The 14,890-nt window shown below is 55.1% G+C and carries 14 protein-coding genes; 4 read left to right on the top strand and 10 right to left on the bottom strand.

From position 1 onward, the window contains the following. The first annotated feature begins 59 nt into the window (after positions 1 to 59). Positions 60 to 1,058 (top strand): succinylglutamate desuccinylase, encoded by a 999-nt coding sequence (astE, locus tag ACMGGR_RS11630; RefSeq protein ID WP_414146933.1) that lies wholly within the window; start codon positions 60 to 62, stop codon positions 1,056 to 1,058. Positions 1,059 to 1,364: 306 nt separating this feature from the next. Then, positions 1,365 to 1,859 (top strand): ATP-independent periplasmic protein-refolding chaperone Spy, encoded by a 495-nt coding sequence (gene spy / locus ACMGGR_RS11625; RefSeq protein ID WP_414146932.1) that lies wholly within the window; start codon positions 1,365 to 1,367, stop codon positions 1,857 to 1,859. Between the two features lie 306 nt (positions 1,860 to 2,165). On the opposite strand, the gene cho is transcribed toward spy, so the two are convergent. From cho to ACMGGR_RS11605, 4 genes are all read right to left on the bottom strand, one after another. Next, positions 2,166 to 3,032 carry an excinuclease Cho gene (gene cho / locus ACMGGR_RS11620; protein WP_246759093.1) on the bottom strand — a complete coding sequence of 289 codons (867 nt, stop codon included), beginning with the start codon at positions 3,030 to 3,032 and terminating at the stop codon, positions 2,166 to 2,168. Positions 3,033 to 3,223: 191 nt separating this feature from the next. Next, the gene (nadE, locus tag ACMGGR_RS11615) at positions 3,224 to 4,051 is read right to left on the bottom strand and encodes an ammonia-dependent NAD(+) synthetase (protein WP_414146931.1); all 828 of its coding nucleotides are present in this window, start codon (positions 4,049 to 4,051) and stop codon (positions 3,224 to 3,226) included. A gap of 105 nt (positions 4,052 to 4,156) precedes the next feature. Continuing rightward, positions 4,157 to 5,350, bottom strand: a complete 1,194-nt coding sequence (locus tag ACMGGR_RS11610; RefSeq protein WP_414146930.1) for a multidrug effflux MFS transporter — start codon at positions 5,348 to 5,350, stop codon at positions 4,157 to 4,159. Further along, complete coding sequence (locus ACMGGR_RS11605; protein ID WP_414146929.1) at positions 5,347 to 5,928, bottom strand: TetR/AcrR family transcriptional regulator; 582 nt, start codon at positions 5,926 to 5,928, stop codon at positions 5,347 to 5,349. The genes ACMGGR_RS11610 and ACMGGR_RS11605 overlap by 4 nt, the downstream gene beginning before the upstream one ends. A gap of 217 nt (positions 5,929 to 6,145) precedes the next feature. Here ACMGGR_RS11605 and osmE point away from each other — a divergent pair, with 217 nt between their 5' ends. Then, the gene (gene osmE / locus ACMGGR_RS11600) at positions 6,146 to 6,481 is read left to right on the top strand and encodes an osmotically-inducible lipoprotein OsmE (protein WP_246759100.1); all 336 of its coding nucleotides are present in this window, start codon (positions 6,146 to 6,148) and stop codon (positions 6,479 to 6,481) included. A gap of 154 nt (positions 6,482 to 6,635) precedes the next feature. Here the strand turns inward: osmE and ACMGGR_RS11595 are convergent, their stop codons facing one another. The 6 genes from ACMGGR_RS11595 to hxpB all read right to left on the bottom strand — a co-directional run bounded on the left by ACMGGR_RS11595 (position 6,636) and on the right by hxpB (position 14,187). Continuing rightward, positions 6,636 to 7,028 carry a DUF6515 family protein gene (locus tag ACMGGR_RS11595; protein WP_246759101.1) on the bottom strand — a complete coding sequence of 131 codons (393 nt, stop codon included), beginning with the start codon at positions 7,026 to 7,028 and terminating at the stop codon, positions 6,636 to 6,638. A gap of 94 nt (positions 7,029 to 7,122) precedes the next feature. Continuing rightward, positions 7,123 to 8,466, bottom strand: coding sequence for an MFS transporter (locus ACMGGR_RS11590; RefSeq protein WP_414146928.1), 1,344 nt, complete (start codon positions 8,464 to 8,466; stop codon positions 7,123 to 7,125). A gap of 313 nt (positions 8,467 to 8,779) precedes the next feature. Further along, a complete protein-coding gene (katE, locus tag ACMGGR_RS11585; protein ID WP_246759103.1) occupies positions 8,780 to 11,044 on the bottom strand; it encodes a catalase HPII in 2,265 nt (754 codons plus the stop codon). 116 nt (positions 11,045 to 11,160) lie between these two features. Then, on the bottom strand, positions 11,161 to 12,558 hold the full coding sequence (locus ACMGGR_RS11580) for an L-cystine transporter (RefSeq protein ID WP_246759104.1): 1,398 nt from the start codon (positions 12,556 to 12,558) through the stop codon (positions 11,161 to 11,163). Positions 12,559 to 12,716: 158 nt separating this feature from the next. Beyond that, positions 12,717 to 13,307, bottom strand: coding sequence for a metal-dependent hydrolase (locus ACMGGR_RS11575; protein ID WP_414146927.1), 591 nt, complete (start codon positions 13,305 to 13,307; stop codon positions 12,717 to 12,719). Between the two features lie 208 nt (positions 13,308 to 13,515). After that, a complete protein-coding gene (gene hxpB, locus ACMGGR_RS11570; RefSeq protein WP_246759106.1) occupies positions 13,516 to 14,187 on the bottom strand; it encodes a hexitol phosphatase HxpB in 672 nt (223 codons plus the stop codon). Between the two features lie 163 nt (positions 14,188 to 14,350). Between hxpB and ACMGGR_RS11565 the strand changes: the two genes are divergently transcribed. Next, positions 14,351 to 14,890 carry a YniB family protein gene (locus ACMGGR_RS11565; protein WP_246759107.1) on the top strand — a complete coding sequence of 180 codons (540 nt, stop codon included), beginning with the start codon at positions 14,351 to 14,353 and terminating at the stop codon, positions 14,888 to 14,890.

Here is a 14,890-nt window from a genome sequence, read left to right as displayed (position 1 = left end):
AGCTGAACCTTTGCGTGTCCCGGCAGTCGCATAAGGAGCCTATATAATAAGGAGAACCTATGCAGGATTTTTTAAAGCAAACGTTAAGCGCAGAGCCGCCTGCACAAACTTCCGGCCGCAATGAACAGCTTAGCTGGCAGTGGCTGGATGAAGGCATCCTTGAATTTACCCCTCATCGCCCGACAGCCCGGGCGCTGGTGGTCTCTGCTGGTATTCACGGCAACGAAACCGCGCCCATTGAGATCGTTAACGAGCTGGTTAACGAGTTGCTGGCTGGAAAGCGGACGCTACAGCTCCGTTTGCTGGTTATTTTTGGCAGCCCGGAAGCGATGCGCAGCGGAAAACGCTATCAGCGCTGCGATTTGAATCGCTTGTTTGGCGGCCGCTGGCAGCAGTACGAAGACAATATGGAAGCACGACGCGCATGGCGTCTGGAGCAGGTACTGGAGACCTTCTGGCAGGCGGGCAACTGCGAGGAGATCCGTTGGCATCTGGATTTACATACCGCTATTCGCGGCTCCTGGCATACCCAGTTTGGCGTGATGCCGCTGCGTGACAGCGCCTGGCCAGACGATTTCTTACACTGGCTGGCCGCTGCGGGCTTGCAGGCGCTGGTGTTTCATCGCGCGCCGGGCGGCACCTTTACCCATTACAGTTCCCAGCACTTTAATGCCGCCAGCTGCACGCTGGAGCTGGGTAAGGCTTTGCCTTTTGGCAGCAACGATCTGAGTCTCTTTAGCGCGGCGCGGGATGCGCTGGCCGCGCTGCTGTCTGGCGAGGCGCTCCCACCGGTCAACGAGCCGCCGCTGCGCTACCGGGTTTCGCAGCAGATTACCCGTTTTTCGGAAGCTTTTGTGCTGCATATGAATTCCGCAACGCTTAACTTTACCGCCTTCCCTCAGGGTACGCTGCTGGCTGAAGACGGTGATAAACGCTGCTACGTCCAGCAGGCGAGAGAGTACGTGCTGTTCCCGAATCCCAACGTGGCAAAAGGGCAGCGCGCAGGGCTAATGCTGGTGGAAGATAACGCCCATAACGAAACCAGCGGCAGCCGCTAGCGGTTTACATAACGGATACCAGCCACCGCCGTTGGTTATCCGTTGCCCGTTCATCTTTACTTTTTCCTTTCTGGTTGCTGTCAGCTGTATTACACTCCTCCATAATTTCTGCATTAACCGCACGTTCGTCATATTTTTTTGCAATTCCTCACTTTATTCTTCGCATTCTCTCCATGATTGCCGCTTTTTTATCTTTTATGCTTTCAAGGCTTTACCCACGCTCTGAGTACTTGACGTTCAGCGCAATACACTAGCTTTCGACATCACGACAACGCTGTCGTCACAGAAATGCAAAAGGAAAATCGAATGCGTAAATTAACTTCTCTGGTTGTAGCAATGACACTGGCTATGGGCGCTGCGAACATTGTTCATGCGGCAGCGGATAACATTACGCCACCGCCAGCCGGTGCTGATAAGCCGATGATGCATAAACCGCCTCGTCACGGTGGCCCACACGATATGTTCAAAGGGCTGAACCTGACCGACGCGCAGAAACAGCAGATGCGTACCATTATGAAAGAGTCGCACAAGGAGATGCCGCGTCCTTCTCTGGAAGAGCGTCGCGCGCTGCACAGCATTATCGCGTCCGACAGCTTCGACCGTACGAAAGCGGAAGCGCAGGCGGACAAAATGTCAGCTAACGGCAAAGAACGCGCGCTTTCCATGCTGGAAACGCAGAACAAGATGTATAACGTACTGACGCCCGAGCAGAAAAAAGAGTTCAACGCGAACTTTGAAAAGCGTCTGACTGAAAAGCCGCATCACGACGGTATGCCGCCAGCGCCACCGGCTGCTGAATAAGCTGTAGCGGACCAGCCGCGCTACCGGCGGCTGAATAAGCCGTAATAAGTAAGGCGTTACCTGCTGCGGCACAAGCCTTGATAAGTAAGTTGTTACCTGGGGCAGCACAAGCCGTAATAAGTAAAGCGCTACCTGCTGCCGCATAAGCCGTAGCGGATAAGCCGCCGGGCCATTCGGCAAGGTAACGCCATTAGTGAAGACCGCCGACGTTGTTTATAGCCTCAGGGCCGTGGACAGCGTCGGCGGTTTTTTTTGCGTTATTTGTCGTAAAGGGCCAGCAGACAACTCTGCATGCCCTTTACGGTATTATCCGCCAAGAGGAATGATAGGAAACTTGCCGCTAAGAATTGGCTTGCAGAGGATCTTATAGCCGTCGCTGTCGAATCCCTGCGGCGTAGAGGTCAGTTTTCCCGCTTCGGCAATATCGTCCACCGAACCCAGATAAAACCAGTTGTTGATAATGTGGATTTGCGTCTTCAGTACGCCTTCCTCTACTACGCCCACCGCGCCTTCCCACGGCCAGCACTGTACGCGCACCCGTTCAAGCGCCGCCAGCAGGCGTGCGTGATGCTCTTCGACTGTCTCTTTTCCGCAGCAGGCACCGGCACAGCGCCCCAGGCTGGAACGGAAGCAGGCGCGGCCTTTGCTGACGTTTTCCAGCCCCAGCAGCCCCAGGCAAAGACGCTGCTCGTCGGCGATTTTTTGCAGCGTTTCCAGCGCGGATCGGCGGCTGGAATAGAGGCCAAACAGGTTGGAGGTATGCGAAAAGTCCACTTCTTTGGCGTAGACCACGCTGGGCTTCATCTCGCTTATCAGTAGCGAACAAAGCTGGCGGTTTTTACGTAGCCGCTTATTAAATAGCGGTTGCTGAACCTTGATCATCTGCGCTTCCAGCAGCAGCGCGCCCAGCTCGCCAGCCGTAGTGATATAGCTGACGTAGCGCGACTGGCGCAGCATTTTCGCCTCATCCGGCGTGCGGAAATGGGACATCACGCGGCTGCGTAGATTGATGCTTTTACCGATGTACAGCGGCAGAGATTCGCTGTCGCCGTGAAAGGTGTACACGCCCGGCAAAGAAGGCAGCCCTTCAAGCGAGGGACGCAGATGTTCGGGATACTGATAAATTGCCGCCGGTTCAAATGACAGGCGATGGCTGGCTGTACGTCTGACCACATTGCACTCCGCTTACTGTTTGCTTATACAGTGTATCAGGGGTTTGCCGGATAAAAAAGAGTCAGAAGGCGCTGAATAATGACGCAGCGGCGATTAAGGCAGAGACGAAGGAGGCAGCGGCAAGCTAAACCCACGGCAGAAAAGCAGGGAAAATAAAGGGCAACCGAATGGCTGCCCAGGAGAAATAAGCGCTATTTCTGCCAGAAATCATCGAAAACGGTAACTGGCGGACGGCGTTTGTGCTCGGTTTTCAGGTACCAGCCTTCAATAATTTTGGCGGCGGCATCGTCAATCTTTTTGCCTTCCAGATACTGGTCGATCATCTCATAGGTCACGCCCAGCGCCACCTCATCCTGCAGGCCCGGACGGTCGTCCTCAAGGTCTGCGGTAGGATGTTTAAGATAAAGATGTTCCGGGCAGCCCAGCGCTTTCAGCAGCTGTTTTCCCTGGCCTTTGTTCAGGCGAAACAGCGGGTTAATATCGGTGCCGCCATCGCCATATTTCGTGAAAAAGCCCGTTACCGCTTCTGCGGCATGGTCTGTGCCCACCACCACGCCAGAGGTCATACCGGCAATGCTGTACTGGGCTTTCATTCTTTCGCGGGCCTTTTCGTTGCCGCGTACGAAGTCTGACAGGTCGATGCCTGCTTCACGCAGCGCTTTTTCACTGGCCAGTACCGCTTCTTTGATGTTCACCGTCAGGGTACGATCGGCCTTGATAAACTGGAGCGCATCCTGGCAGTCCTGTTCGTCAGCCTGTGCGCCATAAGGCAAACGCACGGCAATAAACTGATAGTCCTTGTTGCCGGTCTCTTCGCGCAGTTCGCTGATGGCGAGCTGGCTCAGCTTGCCGGCCAGCGTAGAGTCCTGACCGCCGCTGATGCCCAGCACCAGCGATTTAAGAAACGGATGGGCCTTCAGGTAAGACTTCAGAAAGTCGATGCTGGTGCGGATTTCTTGCTGAACGTCAATCGTGGGTTTAACACCCAGCGCGTCGATAATTTCCTGTTGCAGAGCCATTTACCTCTCCTCGGAGTAGATGTCGGGACAGTCACTGCTTTAAAACTAACGCGCCAGGCGTGAAACAACAAGGCGCAAACCCGTTGTTTGCACGCCTTTTGCTGATTAATCAGGCTTTTTTGGCTTTTGCGCCAGAAAAACGAACATGGCGATGGCCAGCAGATAGCAGCCAAAGATGGTGGCGGTCATGGTGAGCACCGAGGTGCCGCCGATACCCGTTACCGGTACGGCAATGCCGCCCAGGGTAAACATGATGACGCCCATCACGGCGGAAGCGCTGCCCGCACGGTGCCCCTGGCTCTGCATCGCCAGCGAGGCCGCCGCCACGCCGACCGCGCCATTGCTCGCCACGCTAAAAAATAGCGCGATCAGCACGAACGGTAGCGCCGCGCCGGTTAAGCCGGCGATCAGCAGGCTGCCTGAAGAGACAAATGCCAGCGTCAGCGCGCCTTTCACCACGCGATACTCTCCCCATAGCGGGCTGAGACGCGCGCTGGTCTGTGAGGCTATGATCAGGCCCACGCCGTTAGCGGCAAAGCAAAAGCTGAAAGCCTGAGGCGACAGGCCGTAAAGCTGCTGCAAAACAAAAGGCGATGCGCCGATATAGGCAAACATGCCGGACATCATAAAACCCTGCGTGAGGCAGAAGCCCATAAAAGGACGGTACGTTATTATCTGGCCCAGCGCGGCCCAGGCGGCAAAAATACTGCCTGTGCTGCGGCGTTCTGGCGTCAGCGTTTCGTGTAGCTTGATGCGCGCCAGGAAGAACAGCAGTAAGGCGACAGCGGCAATCACTAAGAACAGATCGCGCCAGCCAAACAGCGTCATCAGCATGCCGCCCATTACCGGGGCGGCGATAGGTGCCAGCCCGTTAACCAGCATCAGCAGCGCAAAAAAGCGCGTTAAATCGTGGCCGCTGTACATATCTCTGGCTATAGCGCGTGACAGCACGGCACCCCCAGCGCCGAACAGGCCCTGCAACAGGCGAGCCACCAGCAGCTGGTCAATGTTCTGTGCCAGCGCGCAGCCAACGGAAGCGATTAACAGCAGAACCAGTGACAGCAATAATGGCCCTACGCGGCCATATTTGTCGCTCATAGGGCCAAATACCAGCTGGCCAGCACCCAGTCCAATCAGGCCTGCGGTCAGGCTGAGCTGGGCGGTCGCCGTGGGCGCGCTTAATTCTTTAGCCAGCGCGGGCAGGGCGGGCAGATAAAAATCGATGCAGAGCGGCCCCAGCCCGGCAAGCAGGCCGAGCGTGATGGCATAGCCAAAACGGTTAGAGTGTGCAGGTGTCATGAATCCTCTGTTTTAAAAAGTATCGTACGAAATTGCTGATAAAAAGCGTAAAGCTGTTCCGGCGGGGCTTTTTGCGGCGTCAGGCGACGCCACGAGGTGCCTTCAGAGAGAACGGCAAAAATTTCTACGCAGGCGCGGATGTGCTCATCGCTCATTTCGGGATGGTCGCGTTTTACGTTCAGGCAGGCCTGGGTAAACATTCGCTGGTCGGCTTCCGCCATCATGCGGGCGACAAGCGGATTGCGGGTCGCTTCTGCGGCCACCTCCATCATCAGCGCATCATCATCTTCATTTTGCGCGTGACGCCAGGCCAGCAGCTTTGGCAAATCGGCCGTGGCGGTGTCGTTAATATACTGCAGCCGGGCATCAATAATGCGCTTGACCATCTCTTCAATAATGGCGTCTTTGTTGATGAAATAACGATAAATCTGGCCGACGCTGAGCTGTGCTTCCGCGGCAAGCTGTGCCATGCTGGCTCCGTGAAAGCCATCCTTGCGGAAGCAGCGGCGGCCGGCGGCGATAATTTCATCCTGGCGCTGCCGGTGACGGGCATCGCGGGCTTCATTTGGTGTGGTCATGCTTTACCTCACGGCGCGCTCGGGCGTTAAGCCAGCTGGCACCGCCATGCGCGTTAGTCTGTGAGAACGAACGTTCATTCTCGGCGCCGGCATTATAAACATCTTGCCGTCGTTATCATAAGAATTTTATCCCTCTTTTTTCGCCATAAAGTTGATAAATCAGACTTTCTGTTCCAGGCTTAGAGCGACATGGAAAAATAAACGAGGAATAAAAAACATGAAGAAGGTTACAGGATTTATTGGTGCTGCGGTGGCGCTTGCCGTGTTGTCTGGCTGTACAGCCTATGACCGTGCGGAAAGCTATGTTACTAAACCTGTTGTTCAGGACGTGAAAAAAGGTATGACTCGTCAGCAGGTTCGCGATATTGCTGGCCCACCTTCTACTGAAATCACCATGGTTCACGCGCGCGGTACCTGCCAGACTTATGTGCTGGGCCAGCGTGACGGCAAGCAGCAGACTTACTTTGTCAGCTACAGCGACACCGGACGCGTAATGAACTACGGTTTCCAGAGCTGCAAAGAGTACGATACCGACCCGCAAGCTGGTCAGTAAACGAATGCAGTAATAAAAAAACCGGCCTGCCAGCCGGTTTTTTTATTGTCGACAGCGTGCCGGCAAGCTTCGCTCTCTGTCCTGTGCGCGTCTGCTTTAAGCTGATTTACAGCAATAAAAAACCGGCGGTAGGCCGGTTTTTTTACGTCCACAGTTAAAGTCCGGGCGGTCTTGGCACTTCCAGATAGCGACCGTCGATATCGCGACGGTAGTAATGACCATCCTGGACATAGAAGCGTTCGCCGTTATAGTCCAGCGCGTGCATATCACCGCTAACGCGTTCAACCGGTGGCTGTACCACCACGTAGGTATTGTCGTTCTGGCGCTGATAATAGTTACCGTTAAGCGCGTAGTAGGTCAGGCCGCCAATAATGACCGCCGCCGCCGCTTCCGGCAAAAAGGAAAGGCGTCCGGGGCCGCCGTGACCGCGATCCCAACCGTGACCCCGATCCCAGCCTGGCCCAGGCCCCCAGCCGCCAGGATGCGCCGATACCAGCGCGGGCGACAACAGCGTTAAGGCGAATAAAGCACTCATCACCTTTTTCATACATTTTCTCCTGGTTCTGACTGAGATTAACATTACTCCGGGCCAGTCAAAACGCAAGCGTCAGCAGCCTGCTGTTGTCCGTTGCTTACACTGCTTAACGTATTCTTAACTCTGTCTCCATGTTCACTGTCAGATTGCTGCCCGCTGGTGCCTCAGCAACGAGTTTTTTCTCCGGCTGCAGGAGCAGCATCGCCAGCATGCTGCCAAAGGCAATTGCCGCCGTTGCGCTAAACATCGCGTTATAGCCAAAGTGCTGGGCCAGCCAGCCGCTCAGCATGGGCGAAATAATGGAGGCCAGATTCGCTATCGCCAGCGTCATGCCGCTGTAGCTGCCGACCGTGGATTTAGGCGTAACGTCTATAACTACTGACCAGTAGACGTTATTCACCAGCGCGTTCAGCGCGTTGCCCAACGTCATCAGCAAAATGATACCTGCCGCAGAGGCCATCCACGGGATCGCCATAAAGCAGAGTGCAGTGCAGAGCAAACCGATGGCGGCAAAAAGGTTGCGGGCAAGACGCAGGTTACCGGTACGTTTAAGCAGCACATCGGCTATTTTCCCGCCCAGCAGGACAGTGATACAGGCACCGCTCCACGGGATCATCGCCACATACCAGAGCGAGTGCAGATCGTAATGAAAACTGTCCTGCAAATATTTTGGCCCCCAGGTGACCAAGGTAAAAGTGACATAAAGAAAAGAGAAGTAGCCCAGCGCGTTGCAAACCAGCGTACGGCTGCCGAAAAAGCGCCACCAGGGCAGGCGCGGCCCGACGGTGCTTTGTGCCTGACCTTTGATAATCAGTTCCCGTTCGGCCTGGCTGGCGCGCGGCTGTTGTAACGGGCTGTCGGTAAATATGCGAGCGAAGATGGCCATGGCTATCAGCGAGAACACACCCAGCAGGATAAACATTAGCCGCCAGTCGTTCGTCAGCAGCAGCAGGCCGACCGCTATCGGCGCAGTGAGCAGCGCGCCAACCTGGGTACTGAGCAGGCCAATACCCAGAGCCATTCCTCGCTCATTATCGGGGGCCCAGTGTGCGATAGCTTTATTCATCAGCGCATAGGCCGGGCCTTCGGCAAAACCAAACAGGATGCGCATCACGGCAAAGCCCATAATCGCCGAGCCGCCAAACAGCGCCATGCCCAGATCGCCAGCCCAGGCCGTCGCTATTTCCAGCAGCGACCAGAAAATCCCCGCCAGCAGCCAGACTTTTTTGGTGCCCAGCCGGTCAGCCAGAAAACCGCCGCACAGGGAGCCAAACAGATAGCCAAAACCGAAGTAGCTCAACACTACGCCCAGCTGGACCTTACTGAAATGATACTCAGCGGAAATCGCGTTAGCCGCGAAGGAGAGGGCGCCGCGATCGATATAATTGATCAGCGCAATAAAAAACAGCATGGCGAAAATACGATAGCGGTAGCGGGTGTCAACTCTCATGGCGCTTCTCCTGAACAACGAGTGATGTTAAGAGAAAGCAACTTCAATGCCAGAATGGCTATTACACCTTGAGGTCGTTGACATACTCCTGTTTAAACATCAGGTCGCGTTCAGGCCAGTGAATAGCTGCAGAGATCAACCGGAACACGAACACGCCGTTATTACGTTCATGTAAGCACGTTTGGCCTCCGCTGCCAGGAGGCTGCGGTGTTGCTGCAAAAAAAAAACCAGAACGCACGGACTGTCCTGGTTTGTCAGCTATCTGAAAGGTGCAGCCGTGGCGGGCTGCACCTTTTTAGCGCGGTTTTAAGCTTTAAGCCGGAACGCTTAACGCCTTCTGGCTGCGCGACCAGACGCGGTGTGCGGTCATCGCGGCAAGGAATTCGCTCATCAGTACGCCTTCCGCTTTACTGTCTTCAATCAGACCTTCTTCCTGCTCGCTGTCGCCCAGGCCAAACTGCGATTTGAAACGGCGTGCGCCGCCGCTAAGGCCGATCACTTTCAGGTGCTTATAGGCTTCCAGCAGGAAATAACGCGCGTCGCCGCTAAGCAGTAGCGCATCAATATTGCCGTCCGGCACGATAACCGCGTCAAAAGTCAGCGATGGAAGTCCGCTAAAGGTCGCGTCGATCGGCAGGTTAGAGCCGTCGTCAGCGCGTACCTGACCCATGTGCGGTGCCAGCAGTTTGCCGTGAACGCCTTGCGCCTTCAGCTCCTGCAAAATAGCCAGCACGTCTGCCGCGACCACGCCGTCGCTGATCAGCAGCGCAACCTGGCGGCCCTTAATTGACCCGCTCGGCACGGCATAGAGGCTCAGGCTGGCATCCTTCTTCAGGCCGTTAACATCTTTTGGCGGCGCGGTATGCATCTGCTCATCGGAAAGCGCGATGCCCAGATTTTCCGCTACGCCGTTAGCCAGCGAAACATCAATATGCACCAGATGATCAACCACGCGCTCACGGATATAAGCACGCGCGACTTTGCTTAGCTCGAAAGAGAACGCATCAATAATATGCTGCTGTTCGACAGGCGTCTGGCTGTTCCAGAACAGGCGCGGCTGCGAATAGTATTCGCCGAACGAAGGGCTGCGCTCGCGCACTTTATGGCCTTCAATGCGCTCCTGATAGCTTTCAAAACCGCCGCGATGTGGCGAAGGCGGCGTTTCGCGTGGCCAGTTATCATTAATGGAGTTCGGCTCGTAGTTGGCCGGGTTGGTATCGATATCCATTCGATGCATGCCCTGACGCTGGAAGTTGTGGTAAGGGCAGGTTGGGCGGTTAATCGGGATCTCATGGAAGTTGGGCCCGCCGAGACGGCTGATTTGCGTATCGGTATAGGAGAACAGGCGTCCCTGTAGCAGCGGGTCGTTAGTAAAGTCCATGCCGGGAACGATATGGCCCGGATGGAAGGCGACCTGCTCGGTTTCGGCAAAAAAGTTATCGGGATTGCGGTTCAATACCATTTTGCCAATCAGCTGCACCGGCACCAGCTCTTCCGGGATCAGCTTGGTAGCGTCGAGCAGGTCGAAATCGAACTTGAACTCGTCCTCTTCCGGGATCAGCTGTACGCCCAGCTCATATTCCGGATAGTCGCCTGCTTCGATAGCTTCCCACAGATCGCGGCGATGGAAATCCGGATCGCGTCCGGTGAGCTTCTGTGATTCATCCCACAGCAGCGAAGCTTTACCGGCGACGGGCTTCCAGTGGAAGCGAACAAAGGTGGCTTTGCCTTCGGCATTGATAAAACGGAAGGTATGGATGCCAAAGCCTTCCATCGTGCGGTAGCTGCGCGGAATACCGCGATCGGACATGGCCCAGATGACGTTATGCAGCGTTTCTGGCTGAAGCGAAACATAGTCCCAGAAAGTATCGTGCGCGCTTTGCCCCTGCGGGATTTCATTATGGGGTTCCGGTTTCACCGCATGCACAAAATCGGGAAACTTATGGGCATCCTGAATAAAGAAGACGGGCGTGTTGTTGCCGACCAGGTCAAAAACGCCTTCATCAGTGTAGAACTTGGTAGCCCAGCCGCGGATATCACGCACGGTGTCCGCCGAGCCTGCGCCGCCCTGAACGGTAGAGAAGCGGACAAAAACCGGCGTCTGCTTTTCAGGATCGCGCAGGAAGTCCGCCTTCGTTACGTCGCTCATATCACGATACGGCTGGAAGTAGCCGTGCGCCGCCGAGCCACGTGCGTGCACGATGCGCTCAGGGATACGCTCATGGTCAAAATGGGTAATCTTTTCGCGCAGGATAAAATCTTCCAGCAGCGTTGGGCCACGCGTACCGGCGCGCAGCGAATTTTGGTCGTCAGCGATGCGCGTGCCCTGGTTAGTGGTCAGCGGAAAGTTTTCACCGCCTTTACGGAAGGTTTCCAGCGCATCAAGCTTGGCGTTATGGGTATCAGGAGATTTCAGGCTGCCCGGCGCAGTAGGCTGCTTGCCCGGCGGCGTAGGTTCTGACAGAGGCTTATGCGAACCATCTTCAGGCGCCAGAGAGTCCATCCCCGGCTTTGCCGAATCCGGCCCGGTTAAAGGGGCGTTATGGGTGATTTCCTTGTTGTCTTTTTCTTTTGACATGCTCACTTGCTCCTGTGGTGTTTATTTCTCTCCAGTAACTATAGAACAGTGAGCGAGGTACGCCTGAAAACCACAGGGTTAAGTAAAGAGAAGAGGCCGCAAAGCGGCCTCTGGAATTAGCTGTGCGCCAGCTCGGCTTCGCTGTCTGCCTCTGCATGCAGGCGGCTCTTATCCGTTTGCTTCAGCCACTGGCTGGTAAGCATACCGGCCGTCATTGAGCCGTTTACGTTCAGCGCGGTACGGCCCATATCGATAAGCGGCTCGATAGAGATTAACAGCGCCACCAGCGTGACCGGCAGGCCAAGCGTCGGCAGCACGATCAGCGCGGCAAATGTCGCACCGCCGCCAACGCCAGCTACACCAGCGGAACTTAGCGTCACGATACCGACCAGCGTAGCAATCCAGACAGGATCGAACGGGTTAATGCCCACCGTCGGCGCGACCATCACCGCCAGCATGGTAGGGTACAAACCCGCGCAGCCGTTCTGGCCAATAGTCGCCCCAAACGATGCCGCAAAGCTGGCTATCGATTCCGGGATACCTAAACGGCGGGTTTGTGCCTCAACGCTCAGCGGGATAGTCGCCGCGCTGGAACGGCTGGTAAAAGCGAAAGTAATCACCGGCCAGACTTTGCGGAAGAAGCGCTTAGGGTTCACGCCGTTTACCGACAGCAGCAGCGCGTGTACGGCGAACATGATTGCCAGCCCCAGATAGGAGGCAACCACAAAACCGCCCAGCTTGATGATATCGGCCAGGTTTGAGCTGGCGACAACCTTGGTCATTAACGCCATGACGCCATAAGGCGTCAGCTTCATGATCAGGCGAACCAGCTTCATGACCCAGGCCTGCAGCACATCTATTGCCGCCAGTACGCGTTCGCCTTTCGGCTTATCATCACGCAGCAGATGCAGTGCGGCCACGCCCAGGAAAGCGGCAAAAATGACCACGCTGATAATAGAAGTAGGGTTCGCGCCGGTCAGATCGGCAAAAGGATTTTTCGGTACGAAAGAGAGCAGCAGCTGCGGCGTGGAAAGATCGGCTACTTTCCCCATATAGGTAGATTGCAGCGCGGCCAGACGAGCGGTTTCCTGTGCGCCCTGAACCAGACCGTTGGCGTTAAGACCAAACAGCCAGGTGACAAAGACGCCTACCAGCGCCGAGATAGCGGTCGTGAACAGCAATACGCCAATCGTTAACAGGCTAATTTTGCCCAGCGACGAGGCATTATGCAGCCGCGCGACGGCGCTCAGAATAGAAGCAAAAACCAGCGGCATAACGATCATCTGCAACAGCTGCACATAGCCGTTACCGACGATATTAAACCAGCTGATAGACTCTTTCAGTACGGCGCTGTCGGCACCGTAAATAGTATGTAAAACCAGGCCAAACAACACGCCGGTTGCCAGGCCCAGCAGGACTTTTTTTGCCAGGCTCCAGTTCTTGTTACCGCTTTTCGCCAGCAATACCAGCAGCACAATAAATGCTGCCAGGTTTGCAATGAGTGGAAGGTTCATCCCGGATCTCCAGTTTTAACGAGGCTTTATGCTGGCTTCGTCAGTAAGATAGAATTATTGCGCAACGGGTACGCTGTGGGACGATGGTATCAGCTCGGCGAAAAGGCGTTATATAATCAAAAGGAATAGTTTATAACTCATTGGGTTAAATCGACTGCTTAGTGAGCAAGGCGTGCATTTATAAAGCGGCTAACGTTATCCTGTACCTGCTCCAGCGCCTGTAACGGCCAGCTGTTTGCACCAAAAGAGGGCGCGCCTGCCGGGAACCACATTGCCAGTCCAACTAACGCCAGGCACAGCATCCGCTCCAGCTGGTTACCGTTACGGCTGTTTAACAGCGGCAGCCGAAAACGCCAGCGGCAGGGCCACAGCAAAGGAACGCCTGCGGGCGTCAGCATGTCGGCAACAATATGACTTAGATAGCCCAGCACCATCCCCTGAAAAACATCCGCAGGCAGTACCCACTCTTTTGGCAACTGTAGCCGTAGCAGCATAACGCCGCCGATCACGGCCAGCAGACTATGCGTAAAGCCGCGATGGCCGAACGCTCGCGCAATGGGCTGCGATAGCCAGCGAAAGCGTTGACCAAGCGTCGAGCGTGGGTGATCGATATCCGGCAGCAGGCAGGTAAGCAACGTGGCAGGAATAATATGCCACCAGTCGGCACTGCCGAGAACGGGCGTTAAGTCGGCTCGTTTGGCAAAAATTGCGCTGGCGATAGCAAAAATAAGATGGCCTTCGGCCGTCATGGAAAACACTCGGTAGCAGAACTGTCAATTCATCCAGTATAGGTGATATATACAGTAGAATAAACACGTTACGCTGTAACGAAAGATGAATAGATGGCTGCCTTTTTTATCTTAAGAAGAAAACCGCTGCTGATAACCGTTTTTAAGATGATCTACCGTATAACCCGGGCGGGCTACCAGACCCGAAATGAGCCTGGCAGCCACCGTATTAACTGCCCAACAAATGACGGCTGCTTAATTCAGTTAACGAGGCCAGCTTTACATCCGCCAGTGCCCAGCGCGCGTCGCTGGCATGGACAGGGGCAGGTACAGTGATGGAACGCATTCGCGCCGCTTTGGTGGCAATCATACCGTTAACAGAGTCTTCCAGCGTGACGCAGTTAAGCGGATCGACGCCGAGACGCGCCGCTGCATCAAGATAAACCTGAGGATGCGGCTTGCTGTAAGGAAGCCCCTCTGCCGAAGCCAGCACCTCAAAGTAGTGGCGCAGGCCAAACATCTCCAGCACGTGTTCCTGCATAAAAAGCGGCGAGGCGGAAGCCAGACCCATTTTCAGCCCCTCAGCCTGGCAGAGCTTGAGTGCCGCCTCAACGCCCGGCAGCAGCGGCCGCGTTTCGTCAATCAGGTTAATAACGCGAGTAATAATACGTTGGGCGATCTCATCCTGAGTGGGGCCGCTCCAGGGCAGAGTTTCATACCACATCCGCACAACCTGATCGATGCGCAAGCCAACCGTGTCCGGCAGCTCGCTGCGGCGGGAAAGGTCGACATCCAGCGTGGCAAAAATATCCAGCTCCGCCTGTTCCCATAACGGTTCTGAATCAATTAGTAACCCATCCATATCAAAAATTGCGGCAAGTACGGGACGTGAATAAGACATAATGCGGCTCCGTTAGTCGTTTTTTGACACATTAACATGAAGTTAAAGGTGCGGCAGGGTGGCAGGCTAAAGCGTGCGTCATCCTGAAGGTATTATTTTTCCAGGCAGAGTTTGCCAGCCAAAGGTAAACTAACAGCCTCACAGCATAAGGACAGGAGAAAGCATGACTTATCAACAAGCTGGGCGGGTCGCGGTACTTAAGCGCATCGCTGGCTGGATTATTTTTATTCCGGCGCTGGTTTCCACGCTGATTTCACTGATGCGCTTTGTAGAAGTCAGCCGTGAAAAACAGGCAGGGATTAATGCGGTAATGCAGGATTTTTCGCACGTCATGATTGATATGGTGCGGTTCAATACCGGTTTCCTGAACTTTTTCTGGAACAATTCACCGGTGCCGGATTTCAATCAGGGCGGAAACTGGCTGTTTTGGGTAGTCTATATCCTGATTTTTGTCGGCCTGGCGCTACAGGCGTCTGGCGCAAGAATGTGGCGTCAGTCGCGGCATCTTCGCGAGGGAATCGAAGATCAGATGATTTTAGAGAAGGCGAAAGGTGAAGAAGGGCGCAGCCGCCAGCAGCTGGAAGAGAAGATAGTGGTACCGCGCCACACCATTTTCCTGCAGTTCTTTCCGCTCTACGTCCTTCCCGTGCTGATAGCCGTTGCAGGCTACTTTGTCCTTAAGCTGGCTGGTTTTATCCATTAA

The organism is Erwinia sp. BNK-24-b (assembly GCF_047456155.1).
GTDB classification, from domain to species: Bacteria; Pseudomonadota; Gammaproteobacteria; order Enterobacterales; family Enterobacteriaceae; genus Erwinia; species Erwinia phyllosphaerae.
The sequence above is the reverse complement of the archived record's forward strand: the minus strand, read 5'-3'. Positions and strand labels throughout refer to the sequence as shown.

Coding starts and splice junctions, on each gene's coding strand:
- astE (WP_414146933.1), top strand. CDS start 60: ATGCAGGATTTTTTAAAGCAAACGTTAAGCGCAGAGCCGCCTGCACAA.
- spy (WP_414146932.1), top strand. CDS start 1,365: ATGCGTAAATTAACTTCTCTGGTTGTAGCAATGACACTGGCTATGGGC.
- nadE (WP_414146931.1), bottom strand. CDS start 4,051: ATGGCTCTGCAACAGGAAATTATCGACGCGCTGGGTGTTAAACCCACG.
- ACMGGR_RS11610 (WP_414146930.1), bottom strand. CDS start 5,350: ATGACACCTGCACACTCTAACCGTTTTGGCTATGCCATCACGCTCGGC.
- ACMGGR_RS11605 (WP_414146929.1), bottom strand. CDS start 5,928: ATGACCACACCAAATGAAGCCCGCGATGCCCGTCACCGGCAGCGCCAG.
- osmE (WP_246759100.1), top strand. CDS start 6,146: ATGAAGAAGGTTACAGGATTTATTGGTGCTGCGGTGGCGCTTGCCGTG.
- ACMGGR_RS11595 (WP_246759101.1), bottom strand. CDS start 7,028: ATGAAAAAGGTGATGAGTGCTTTATTCGCCTTAACGCTGTTGTCGCCC.
- ACMGGR_RS11590 (WP_414146928.1), bottom strand. CDS start 8,466: ATGAGAGTTGACACCCGCTACCGCTATCGTATTTTCGCCATGCTGTTT.
- katE (WP_246759103.1), bottom strand. CDS start 11,044: ATGTCAAAAGAAAAAGACAACAAGGAAATCACCCATAACGCCCCTTTA.
- ACMGGR_RS11580 (WP_246759104.1), bottom strand. CDS start 12,558: ATGAACCTTCCACTCATTGCAAACCTGGCAGCATTTATTGTGCTGCTG.
- ACMGGR_RS11575 (WP_414146927.1), bottom strand. CDS start 13,307: ATGACGGCCGAAGGCCATCTTATTTTTGCTATCGCCAGCGCAATTTTT.
- hxpB (WP_246759106.1), bottom strand. CDS start 14,187: ATGTCTTATTCACGTCCCGTACTTGCCGCAATTTTTGATATGGATGGG.
- ACMGGR_RS11565 (WP_246759107.1), top strand. CDS start 14,351: ATGACTTATCAACAAGCTGGGCGGGTCGCGGTACTTAAGCGCATCGCT.